The organism is Candidatus Igneacidithiobacillus taiwanensis, from assembly GCF_031962545.1.
GTDB lineage: Bacteria > Pseudomonadota > Gammaproteobacteria > Acidithiobacillales > Acidithiobacillaceae > Igneacidithiobacillus > Igneacidithiobacillus taiwanensis.
In genome coordinates this window covers 1-11,203 of the sequence record NZ_JAVRKK010000072.1, presented here as the reverse complement: position 1 = coordinate 11,203, position 11,203 = coordinate 1, and the positions used below count along the sequence as shown (strand labels likewise).

The 11,203-nt window shown below is 59.5% G+C and carries 14 protein-coding genes; 2 read left to right on the top strand and 12 right to left on the bottom strand.

The window, feature by feature from the left end; all coding sequences use genetic code 11:
* Both RTI30_RS09445 and RTI30_RS09440 read left to right on the top strand, forming a co-directional pair.
* Nucleotides 1–389: hypothetical protein (locus RTI30_RS09445; protein WP_312283694.1), on the top strand; the 389-nt coding region annotated here is incomplete at its 5' end.
* Nucleotides 390–780: 391 nt separating this feature from the next.
* A complete protein-coding gene (locus RTI30_RS09440) occupies nt 781–1,293 on the top strand; it encodes a GNAT family protein (protein ID WP_312261310.1) in 513 nt (170 codons plus the stop codon).
* A gap of 182 nt (nt 1,294–1,475) precedes the next feature.
* On the opposite strand, the gene RTI30_RS09435 is transcribed toward RTI30_RS09440, so the two are convergent.
* From RTI30_RS09435 to hisC, 12 genes are all read right to left on the bottom strand, one after another.
* Nucleotides 1,476–2,411, bottom strand: a complete 936-nt coding sequence (locus RTI30_RS09435) for an SPFH domain-containing protein (protein ID WP_312261312.1) — start codon at nt 2,409–2,411, stop codon at nt 1,476–1,478.
* On the bottom strand, nt 2,378–2,842 hold the full coding sequence (locus RTI30_RS09430; protein ID WP_312261313.1) for an NfeD family protein: 465 nt from the start codon (nt 2,840–2,842) through the stop codon (nt 2,378–2,380). The genes RTI30_RS09435 and RTI30_RS09430 overlap by 34 nt, the downstream gene beginning before the upstream one ends.
* Nucleotides 2,843–2,845: 3 nt before the next feature.
* On the bottom strand, nt 2,846–5,020 hold the full coding sequence (glgB, locus tag RTI30_RS09425; protein WP_312261314.1) for a 1,4-alpha-glucan branching protein GlgB: 2,175 nt from the start codon (nt 5,018–5,020) through the stop codon (nt 2,846–2,848).
* Nucleotides 5,021–5,088: 68 nt separating this feature from the next.
* Complete coding sequence (gene tatC, locus RTI30_RS09420; protein WP_312261316.1) at nt 5,089–5,910, bottom strand: twin-arginine translocase subunit TatC; 822 nt, start codon at nt 5,908–5,910, stop codon at nt 5,089–5,091.
* Between the two features lie 67 nt (nt 5,911–5,977).
* Nucleotides 5,978–6,355, bottom strand: coding sequence for a Sec-independent protein translocase protein TatB (gene tatB, locus RTI30_RS09415; RefSeq protein ID WP_312261318.1), 378 nt, complete (start codon nt 6,353–6,355; stop codon nt 5,978–5,980).
* Between the two features lie 3 nt (nt 6,356–6,358).
* On the bottom strand, nt 6,359–6,589 hold the full coding sequence (gene tatA / locus RTI30_RS09410) for a Sec-independent protein translocase subunit TatA (protein ID WP_312261320.1): 231 nt from the start codon (nt 6,587–6,589) through the stop codon (nt 6,359–6,361).
* A gap of 69 nt (nt 6,590–6,658) precedes the next feature.
* Nucleotides 6,659–7,342 carry a bifunctional phosphoribosyl-AMP cyclohydrolase/phosphoribosyl-ATP diphosphatase HisIE gene (gene hisIE / locus RTI30_RS09405; protein ID WP_312261322.1) on the bottom strand — a complete coding sequence of 228 codons (684 nt, stop codon included), beginning with the start codon at nt 7,340–7,342 and terminating at the stop codon, nt 6,659–6,661.
* 36 nt (nt 7,343–7,378) lie between these two features.
* Nucleotides 7,379–8,143, bottom strand: coding sequence for an imidazole glycerol phosphate synthase subunit HisF (hisF, locus tag RTI30_RS09400; RefSeq protein ID WP_312261324.1), 765 nt, complete (start codon nt 8,141–8,143; stop codon nt 7,379–7,381).
* Nucleotides 8,133–8,873 (bottom strand): 1-(5-phosphoribosyl)-5-[(5-phosphoribosylamino)methylideneamino]imidazole-4-carboxamide isomerase, encoded by a 741-nt coding sequence (hisA, locus tag RTI30_RS09395; RefSeq protein WP_312261326.1) that lies wholly within the window; start codon nt 8,871–8,873, stop codon nt 8,133–8,135. The genes hisF and hisA overlap by 11 nt, the downstream gene beginning before the upstream one ends.
* 16 nt (nt 8,874–8,889) lie before the next feature.
* Nucleotides 8,890–9,561 (bottom strand): imidazole glycerol phosphate synthase subunit HisH, encoded by a 672-nt coding sequence (gene hisH, locus RTI30_RS09390; RefSeq protein ID WP_312261328.1) that lies wholly within the window; start codon nt 9,559–9,561, stop codon nt 8,890–8,892.
* A complete protein-coding gene (gene hisB / locus RTI30_RS09385; RefSeq protein ID WP_312261330.1) occupies nt 9,558–10,154 on the bottom strand; it encodes an imidazoleglycerol-phosphate dehydratase HisB in 597 nt (198 codons plus the stop codon). The genes hisH and hisB overlap by 4 nt, the downstream gene beginning before the upstream one ends.
* A partial coding sequence (hisC, locus tag RTI30_RS09380; protein ID WP_312283693.1) for a histidinol-phosphate transaminase occupies nt 10,151–11,203 on the bottom strand: 1,053 nt, incomplete at its 5' end. The genes hisC and hisB, both read right to left, overlap by 4 nt.

The following is an 11,203-nucleotide window of genomic DNA, read 5'->3' as shown; positions in this document are numbered from 1 at the left end:
GTCTTTTAGAAGAAGTGAAAAAATACGAACTCGTATTTCTTGATCCAGATAATGGGTTAGAGGTCAAGTCAGTAAAAATGGGTGGAAAAAATTCAGAAAAATACATTTACTTATGCGAACTTGAGGAGATATGGAAAAACAACAAATCATTTCTATTTTTTCAACATTTTCCAAGAATTAATAGAGATGAATTTATTGTTGATTTAACCTTGAAAATAAGTAAACTATGCTTCAATTCAGCAGTATTAACGTTTAGGGCGGCCAATATAGTTTTAGTCTTAGCTCTCCAACCGTTACATCAAAAGTATAAAGGCGAAATCATACTAGAAATCAAAGAAAAATGGAAAGATGAGTTTACTATTATGGATGACAAAAAGAATCTTTTCTGAACGCCCGGTTTCTGGACACCGTCGAGCCCCGAAAAGGGGCTTGCGGTGTCTATGAACGCATCTGGCTATCAAAGTTCTATAAACGGTACCATATGCCTTGCGGACCAACGGCCGCCTCCGCTGCGTGCCAGCCGATAAAGTCAGCAGTAGGTTCAGCTGCGGTGGCCAGGCTGGGCGGCGCTGAAAAGCAAAAGATGCTCAGCCAATTACCCTTGCCAAGGAGCAGCTAAGTGAGCAAATGTTATTACAGTGACTCAGTTGTCCAGGGTGGCGCCAACAGGGGCCATGATCAAACTCTATTATGCGGGAACACCATGGCGGAACATGGATTGCCCGCTCGTTTGCGTATTTCCGATCTTCGACCCGTGAAATTATCTATGCTGGATTCGCCATGCGATTAGTTCTTGAAAAAAGTTTGATAAGAGATTGGCAATTGGACGATTGTACCAATTTGGCGACAGTGGCGAATAATAAGAATATCTGGCGAAATCTTGCCGATCGCTTTCCTCATCCATACACCCTGGAGGATGCGAACTCGTGGATATCTCTGCTGCTACAACAGCCAGAGCCAAGCCATTGGGCAATCGTGGTCAATAACCACATAGCTGGCGCCATAGGCGTTGACCTCGGTGAGGGAATTTTTGCAAAGACTGGGCATATTGGCTTTTGGCTCGGGGAGTCTTTTTGGGGAAGGGGGATCATGTCGGAGAATGTGCCAATAATTTCCCAGTACGCATTGCAAAAGTTTGGGCTAACGAGATTGGAAACCGGTGTATTCGGCTGGAATCCGGCCTCGATGCGGGTTCTGGAAAAATCCGGGTTCGTTCGCGAGGCAGTGCTAAAAAACAGAATATATAAAGACGGAAAAATTACAGACCATGTACTGTATGGTCTGGTGGTGTAGTAGTCTGTGGGAGCAGGATTCCTCGTTGCTGGCCACCGCTGCTGCGCTCATAACCCGCGTCCAACGGTCACCTGGCGACGCTTTTTTATAGATCATCGTAGAGATTACGCGCGTAATGTTTCTCGCGTGCCGGAAACCCATCCCACTGCATAGGGCATCGGGTACTCCGGTAAGCGGCAGACTCAGCCCTTTGTCGCCGGTGTAGCGCCGTTTTTTTGCACGATGGCGAGCGCCGTCGAGACCAGTGCCCCCACATTGCCTAGGTCGGCGGGGATGACCAGGCTGGTGCTGGCTTTGGCGAGATTGCCCCATTTTTCGATGTAGTCCTTGGCAATTTGCATCTGTAGGGCCTCGATTCCGCCGGGCTCGCGGGCGGCGGTGCCAATGGTGGTAATCGCCTTGGCGGTGGCCTCCGCGACCAGGGCAATCGCCTGGGCCTCACCCTCGGCACGGAGGATTTCTGCCTGCCGACGGCCATCGGCAATATTGATTTCCTGCTGGCGTTGGCCTTCGGAGGTGTTGATCTGCTGCTGCCGTTGGCCCTCGGACTTGGCAATGATGGCGCGCTTTTCGCGTTCGGCAGTGATTTGCAGCTCCATGGCACGGATGATCTCGGCGGGTGGGGTGATGTCTTTGATCTCGTAGCGCAAGACCTTCACCCCCCAGTTCAGCGCCGCTTCGTCTACGGCTTCGGCTACCGCCGCGTTGAGGAGCTGGCGAGACGACAAGGCGGCATCCAGATGCAGCTTGCCGATTTCCGAGCGCATGCTGGTTTGCGCAAGCTGAATCACCGCGTTGAAAGGATTGCTCGAACCGTAGGCGGCCTTGACGGCATCGGTGATCTGCACATAGAGCACGCCATCGACGGTCATGGTGGTGTTGTCGAGAGAGATACAGATCTGCGCCGGCACCTCCATGGGCAGCTCGCGCATGTCAAAGCGATAGGCGATGCGGTCGATAAAGGGAACGATCAGGTTCAGCCCCGGCTGCAGGGTCACATGATAACGGCCGAGGCGCTCCACCACCCAGGCTCGCTGCTGCGGTACTACGCGGATGGTGGCGCGCAGTACGAAAAAGACAACGATCAGGACGACGACGATGCTGATGAGGGTGGACATAGGGACTCCTTGGCTGCCGGGGGCAGTAGCGCGATGTGCAAGAGATTGCCCTCGTGGGCGACGATGACGGCGGCGGCACCGGGGCAGGCGGAGCCGCCATCCTCGAGTACGGCGGGCCATTCGCTACCCCGATATTTGACCCGATAGCTTCCCTGCGAATCCGGCCCGCGCAGGATCTCCACGGCTTGCCCAAGGTCCAGGTCGTCCACCCCGCTCGCCTTGCGCGCCAAACGATGGCGCAGCCAGGTGCTGGCAGCGATGAGGACGATGCTCGCTCCGAGAAAGACCCAGTGCAGCACGGCTTGGGGTAGGAAAAGATCGGCAACCAGGGTGAAAACGGCAGCGAGCGCGACGGCGGCCAAATAAAAAGTACCGGTGAAGAGCTCTGCCAGGCCTGCTACCACGGCAATGACCAGATAGAGCAACCACATGGCTCAGGCACTCCCGACGAGATACAGGGCGGCTAGGGGCGGCAAGGTGAGGGCGATGCTTGCCGGTAGGCCCGACCACGGCTGGGCATCGCTGGCCAGGGGAGGGTTGCCGACATTGCTGCCGCCATAGGCAGCAGCGTCGCTATTGAAGATTTCCCGATAGATGCCCGGTTGTGGAACGCCGATGCGATAGTGATGCCGTGGCACCGGGGTGAAATTGCAAATGATGACGACCACGTTGCCCTGTTTGTCCCGGCGCAGAAAGCTCAGCACCGATTGCTCGGCATCGTGGCAGTCGATCCACTGGAAGCCTTCGGCGTGAAAATCCAGCTCGTGCAGGGGAGCGAGACCTTGATGCAGGCGATTGAGATCGCGGAACATCTGCTGCACCCCGCGGTGCCAGTCATGCTCCAGCAAGTCCCAGTCGAGGGCTTGGCCGCTATTCCATTCCCGCCCCTGGGCAAATTCGTTGCCCATGAAGTTGAGCTTTTTGCCCGGATGCGCAAACTGGTAGGCGAACAGCAAACGCAGGTTGGCAAAGCGTTGCCAGGGGTCGCCGGCCATCTTGTCGAGGAGGGAGCCCTTGCCATGCACGACTTCGTCGTGGGAGAGGGGAAGGACGAAATTTTCGGTGTAGGCATAGAGCTGGCTAAAGGTGAGGGCGTTGTGGTGATAGCGCCGAAAGATGGGATCGAGCTGCAAATAGTCAAGGGTGTCGTGCATCCATCCCATATTCCACTTCATCGAGAAACCCAAGCCGCCCAGGTAGGGCGGGCGGGAAACCATGGGCCAGGCCGTCGATTCTTCCGCAATGCTGAGGATGCCCGGATGACGCTCGTGTAAGGCCGTGTGTAGCTCGCGCAGAAAGTCGATGGCCTCGAGATTCTCGCGTCCGCCGTAGCGGTTGGGGACCCATTCCCCTTCCTTACGGGAATAGTCGCGATAGAGCAGGGAAGCCACGGCATCGACGCGAAAGCCGTCTACATGAAAGACATCGGCCCAGTAACAGGCATTGCTGAGCAGAAAATTGCGTACCTCGTTGCGCCCAAGGTTGAAGATGTAGGTGCCCCAGTCCTTGTGTTCGCCCTCCCGCGGGTCGGCATGTTCGTACAGGGCGGTGCCGTCAAAACGTGCCAGGCCCCAGGTATCACGGGGGAAATGCCCGGGTACCCAATCGAGTAGCACGCCGATGCCCTGCTGATGACAATGGTCGACAAAAGCACGAAAGCCATCAGGGTCGCCAAACCGACTGCTTGGCGCAAAGTAGCCGCTCACCTGGTAACCCCAGGATTCGTCGAGAGGGTGCTCCATGACCGGCAACAGCTCGATGTGGGTAAAACCCATTTCCTGGCAGTAGCGTACGAGCTCTTCTGCCAACTCCTCATAGCTACAGAAACTGCCGTCGGCGCGGCGGCGCCAGGAACCCAGGTGCACCTCGTAGATGCTCATAGGGCTATGCTGCCAGTCGCGCTCGGCTCGTGCCGCCATCCAGTCTTGGTCTTGCCACTGATGGCTCGAGCGCACCACCCGGGCGGCGGTAGCCGGGCGGAGCTCAAAGGCCTGGGCGTAGGGGTCGGTTTTGACGAAGACCGCACCGGAAGTGCGCGCGCGCAGCTCGAATTTGTAGAGACTGCCCACGGGGAGTTCGGGGAGGAAGAGTTCCCACACACCGCTTTGGCCGCGCGCACGCATGGGATGGCGGCGGCCGTCCCAAGCATTGAAGTCGCCGACAACGCTGACTCGCTCCGCATTCGGTGCCCAAACCGCAAAGAGCACGCCCGCCACCCCTTCGACGACGCGCGGGTGCGCGCCGAGGGTCTGGTAGGCATCGAGCCAGCGACCCTCGCCAAAGAGGTGCAGATCGAGCTCCCCGAGGAGCGGATCGAAGCTGTAGGGGTCGAAGCCCTCGTGCCAATCCTGCTCGGCATCTTGCCAGCGCAGGCGATAGGGCTTGGGCAGGGGCTTGGCGGTGGTCGCCAGAAAAAATGGGCCGGACTCGCTGCGCTGCATCGCTTGGGCCACGCCGCTCGGCAGGAGAATTTCGGCCGCAATGGCGTCGGGAAGAAAAGCCCGCTGTACCCAAGCATCACCCGCGGGATGCTGCCCCAGCCAAGCGAAGGGATCGTGGTGGCGGGCGGCGAGGATTGCCTGCGCGTCGCTGGAGTCTGAAGGAATCATGCTGGTCACCCGCTTTCTTTCTCCTTTCTGTTTTTCCAGCTTAGCACAGCGGCGCCAAAAGTATTGCCTCAGTCCTCTTCGTCGCGAAAGCTCTTCTCTGCCTCATTCATCGCTTGCTCGGGATCGTCTACCGAGTTAGTCGCCGTACGTGCCGCTTTGCGCTCAAAATAGGTGGAAAAGAGCAAGCCTAGCTCAAAGAGTAGGTACATCGGGATCATCAGCAGCACCATCGACAGAACATCCGGCGGGCTGAGAATGGCGGCGGCAATGGCGCAGACCAAAAAGGCATAGCGGCGACCGCGACGTAGGGAATCGAGCTGCAGGATGCCAATGCGCACCAGCACGACGACCAGGATCGGGATCTGGAAAGCCAACCCAAAAGCCAGAGAAAACTTGACGATCAAGCCCAGATAGTTGCTGACCTTGGGCATGGCGGTGATGTCGTTGCCGGAAAAGCTCACAAAGAAACGGAAGGCGTTGGGAAAGACAACGAAATAGGCAAAGGCAATGCCGGCTACGAAAAGGGTAAGGGAAGCGAATAGGATGGGAAAAAAGATGCGCCGTTCATGGGCGTAGAGCCCCGGGGCAACAAAGGCCCAGAACTGATAGAGAATCACCGGCAGGGCAAGAATGAAGCCAGAGATCAGCGATAGCTGCACATAGGTGAGAAAGACCTCGGGCAGACTGGTATAGATCAGGTGGCTGTCCTTGGGTAGTACGCTGATCAGCGGTTGCGCGAGGATGTTGTAGATTTGTTTGGCGAAGGGATAAGAGACCAGAAAGCCAGCGAAGAGTGCGAGCACCGAAAACATCACCCGCCGGCGCAACTCCAATAGATGGCCGATGAAGGTATTTTCTGCGGCACTGCTCAGCTTGTCGGCACTGGCCATGGTCTACCTGAAGTCGGAGGGATGATCGTCGAAACCGTGGGCCAGACAGCCCAACCCCGTGCGTGCCTCAGTGCAAGGTCTGACCCTGGGGGGGAGTCGAACCACTCACACCGGCCGGTAGGCTCACCGCTTCTTCGGCCGCGGGCTTGGTGTCGGCAGCCAACGGCGCGTCGGCTGGCAGGAGCGGCTCCTCGAGATGGGAGTGGAGTTGCTCGACAGCATCGAGAGGCTCTTTGGCGTAGCTCCGCAGCTTTTCCGCTTCTTTACGCATTTCGTCGAGCAGCAGCTGCTGCTCAACCTCGGAGCGAACGTTGTTCATGGTGCGGCGAAAATAGCCCACCCACTTGCCTACGGTGCGGGCAAGCTCCGGCATTTTCTCGGGGCCGACCACCAAAAGGGCGATGACTGCGAGCAGGGCAAGTTCGCCAAAACTGAAATCGAACATGGCTCAGCCGTGGTGTACGCTTTCCGAATCCTTGCTCGGGCTGACTTCGGCTTCGAGGGTATGGCCCAGGGCTCCCTCTTTCCCTTTTTTCTCTTCCTCTTCCTTCACGGCACTGCGAAAGCCCTTGATGGCCGAACCGAGATCCGAACCCACGTTACGCAGCTTGGCGGTGCCAAACAGCGCCACCACGATGAGGAGGATGATGATCAAATGCCAGATACTAAAAGCGCCCATGTGAATCTCCTTCCCTTACGGGATGATGCGCTACGGTACTCTTGACCTTAGTCAAGAAGGATGACAGCGTCAAGCCGACTTGCGAGATGCCTTTTCTACCAGTCCGGATAATCCCTCGCGGCGCTGCAGCTCGCCCAACACCTCATCGATATGCAAGTCTCGTTCCTCGAGGGCGACGAGCAGGTGAAATAGCAGGTCTGCCGCCTCCGCCACTACTGGCTTTGCCTCGGGATTTTTGCAGGCCAGGACGAACTCCGTGGCTTCCTCGCCCACCTTCTTGAGAATTCGATCGCGGCCGCCCTGGAGCAACTTGGCCACATACGACTGTGCCGGGTCGGCCTGGCGGCGCTGATGAATCACTGCCTGCAGTTCGTCGAGGACGCTGCCGCCGGGCGGGGCAACGTCTTCCCAGTCGTGCTCCCGTGCCATATGAAAAAAACAGGTATCGGCGCCGGTATGGCAGGCCGGTCCCTCTTGTACGACGCGCAACAGTATGGTGTCGCCGTCACAGTCCAGGTGCAGGCTTTGTAGATGCTGCACATGCCCGGAGCTTTCGCCCTTGCGCCACAGACCCTGACGCGAACGCGACCAGTACACGCCGCGGCGCTCCGCCAGGGTAAGACGCAGGGCCTCGGGGTTCATCCAGGCGAGCATCAGCACCTGACCAGTGCGGGCATCTTGGGCAATGGCGGGCACCAAGCCCTGCTCGTTCCAGTGTACCGCCGTTAACAACTGCTCGTATTGGCTATCCATGGCTCCTACTACGCAAAACAAGGGGCGGCGGATGCCCTAAGAGGCATCCAGGCGGACGGGGATCCCGCGCTGGGCGAGGGCGCTCTTGACCTCGGGAATGCGAAATTGCCCAAAATGAAAGACGCTGGCAGCGAGGACGGCATCGGCATGACCGGCGAGGATGCCGGCGGCGAAGTCGTCGATGCTGCCCACGCCCCCGGAAGCAATCACCGGTATTGGCACGGCATCGGCAACGGCGCGGGTGAGTTCGATGTCAAAACCCTTGCCGGTACCATCGCGGTCCATGCTGGTGAGAAGGATCTCGCCAGCGCCGAGGCTCGCCATGCGCTGTGCCCACTGCACGGCGTCGAGGCCAGTGGCGCGGCGACCGCCGTGGGTAAAGACCTCCCAGTGGTCACCACTGCGGCGGGCGTCGATGGCGACGACGATACAGGAGTTGCCAAAGCGTTGCGCGGCTTCCTGCACCAATTCCGGACGCTGCACGGCGGCACTATTGATGCTGACCTTGTCGGCTCCTGCCCGCAGCAGGGTGCGGACGTCGTCGACGCTGCGCACGCCGCCGCCCACGGTAAGGGGAATAAAGACCTCGGCGGCCACGGCGGCCACTACCTCGGCCATGGTTTGCCGCCCCTCGTGGCTCGCCGAAATGTCGAGAAAGGTAATTTCATCGGCGCCTTCGGCGTTGTAGCGCGCCGCCGTCTCCACCGGATCGCCGGCATCGCGCAGGGAGAGAAACTGCACGCCCTTGACTACCCGCCCCTGATCGATATCGAGGCAGGGAATGATGCGCTTACTGAGCATGGGCTGCGTCCAGACGACGTTGCGCCTCGGCAAAATCGAGACTGCCCTCATAGATCGCCCGGCCGGTGATGGCGCCGAGTATGCCCTCGGCGGCATAGGTTTGCAGGGCAAGGACTTGTTCGATATTAGCGATCCCGCCCGAGGCAATGACCGGCACCGGGATGCTGCGGGCGAGGGCAACCGTTGCCTCGATGTTTGGCCCGCTCAGCATGCCATCGCGACTGATATCGGTATAGATGATGGCCTCGACCCCATCGTCGGCAAAGTGGCGGGCGAGATCGATAGGATCGTGGCGGGAAAGCTTCGACCAACCCTCGGTGGCGACCTTGCCATCGCGGGCGTCGATACCCACGATGATGTGGCCGGGAAAGCTCAGGGTCGCCTCGGCAACGAAGCCCGGCGCCTTTACCGCCTGGGTGCCGATGATGGCGTAGCGAACCCCCGCCAGCAGGTAGCTCTCGATCTGTTCTTCGCTGCGGATGCCGCCGCCGACCTGAATTTCGAGATCCGGGAATCGCTGGCAGATGGCGCCAATGACTTGGGCATGGACGGGTTCGCCGCTCACCGCACCGTCGAGGTCGACGATATGCAGGCGCCGCGCCCCGGCTTCCACCCAACGTTGCGCCGTGGCGACCGGGTCTTCCGAAAAGACGGTATCGTCTTCCATGCGCCCCTGACGCAGCCGCACACAGTGGCCACCTTTGAGGTCGATGGCAGGTATCAACAACATGACGTTCTCCCGCTACTCAGGCAATGTCGCAGCCACCCAGGCAATCTCCCGACCACTGCAGAAAGTTGCCGAGTAACTGTAGGCCAGCAGCGCCACTTTTTTCCGGATGGCACTGCAGGGCGAAAAGATTGTCGACGGCAAGGGCAGCGCAAAACGGAAAGCCATAATCGGTAAAGGCTGCCAAGAGATCGGGATGGGCCGGTTCGACGTAAAAAGAGTGTACAAAATAAAACTGCGCGTCTTGTGGCACCCCCGCAAAGAGCGGGTGGGCGGTCAGCTGGTGCAGCTGGTTCCAACCCATGTGCGGCACCTTGCGCTTGGCGCCCTCGGCGGTGTCCAACACTTCTTCGGGAAAGGGGAGAACGCGCCCAGGAAGGATCCCGAGCCCGGCATGCTCGCCATGCTCCAGGCTCGATTCCATGAGTGCCTGCATCCCCAGGCAGATGCCCAAAAAGGGACGGTTTTGCGCCGCAATGCGGAGAAATTCATCGAGCTCGCGCTCTTCCAGGGCCGCCATACAGTCGCCGAAGGCACCCACACCCGGAAAGATCAAACGATCACAGGCGGCGAGCTCTGCCGGCTGCTGGCTGATCACCGCCTTGCCGCCCAGATGCTCGATGGCCTTGGCCACCGAGTAGAGATTGCCCATGCCGTAATCGACAATACCCACACTACTGCGCCGGCTCATCGGTTGAGGGTTCCCTTGGTGCTGGGAATGCTTTCCCCCTGCCGGGGGTCGCGGCTGACGGCCATGCGCAGGGCCCGCCCGCAGGCCTTGAAGAGGGTTTCGGCGATGTGGTGGGCGTTGTTGCCGCGCAGGGCATCGAGGTGCAAGGTGACCTGGGCGTGGTTGACGAAGCCCTGAAAGAATTCGTGCAGTAGGTCGACATCGAAGTTACCGATCTGGGCGCGAGGAAACTGCACCGCATAGACCAGGCCCGGGCGGCCAGAAAGATCGACCACGACCCGCGACAGCGCCTCGTCGAGGGGCACATAGGCATGACCGTAGCGGGTCAGACCCGCTTTGTCGCCCACCGCGCGGGCAAAGGCCTGGCCGAGGGTGATGCCGATATCCTCGACGGTGTGGTGAGCGTCGATTTCGAGATCCCCCTGTGCCTCGACCTGCAGATCGAAGAGACCATGACGGGCGATCTGATGCAGCATGTGCTCGAGAAAGGGTAGGCCCGTTTGCAGCTGCACCTGGCCACTGCCATCCAAGTCCAGGCGTACGGCAATCTGGGTTTCGAGAGTGTCACGACGGACTTCCGCAAGACGGCTCATAGCAACTCTTCCAAGGCGGCAAGAAAGGCGCGATTTTCGGGGGGCGTACCGATGCTCACCCGCAGATGGTCGCCGAGGCGGGGGTGCCCTGTAAAGGCCTTGATCAGGATGCCCGCCTCTTTCAGGCCGGCATGCACGGCGTTGGCACGCCCGGGGAGGGCAAACAACAGAAAATTGGCGCGACTCGGCCAGACCTGGATACCCAGGGCTCGCAAGCGTTCGTAGACGAATTCCCGTTCCGCGCAGATTTCCTGCGCCTGTTCGGCAAAGACCGCGGCGTGACGCAGGGCAAAAGCCACACTCTTTTGGGTAAGGATGTTGATGTTGTAGGGCAGGCGGAGCTTGTCGAGTTCATCGATCCAAGCTGGCGGACCGGCCAGGAAGCCCAGGCGCAGTCCCGCCAAGCCCTCCTTGGAGAGGGTACGCAGCAGGAGCAGGTTGGGCCAACGCCCCAAGTGCCCGGCGAAGCTATCGGCACTGAAGGCATGGTAGGCCTCATCGACCACCACCAGACCAGGGGCGGCAGCGCAGATGGCCTCGAGACTGGCGACCGGGTGCATCTGGCCGCTGGGATTGTTGGGCCAGTCGAGGAAGACGATGGCCGGCTGGCAGCGCTCCATCTCCGCCAAAAAAGCCGAGAGATCGAGCTGAAAGTCGGCATCGAGGGCAACCGAGTGATAGGCCAGCCCCTGTTGCTCGGCAATGATCCGATACATGACGAAGCTCGGCTCAACAGCCAAGACGGGGCGACCGGCCCCCGCCACGGCGCTGATCAGGATCTGGATCAACTCATCGGAGCCGTTACCCAGCAGCATCCCCATTTCTGGCGGGATGCCACCATGCTCCGCCAGCGCCCGCATCAGGGCTTCGGGGCGCGGACTCGGGTAGCGGTGCAGGTCGGCATCCTGCAAGGCCGCCAACCACGCGCTGCGTAGGCTCGCGGGCAGAGCATAGGGATTCTCCATGGCATCGAGCTTGATGAATCCATCACTGGGGGCCACGGCATAGGCGCGGCTGGCGAGCACCGTCGGGCGCAGCAAGCGTTCTTG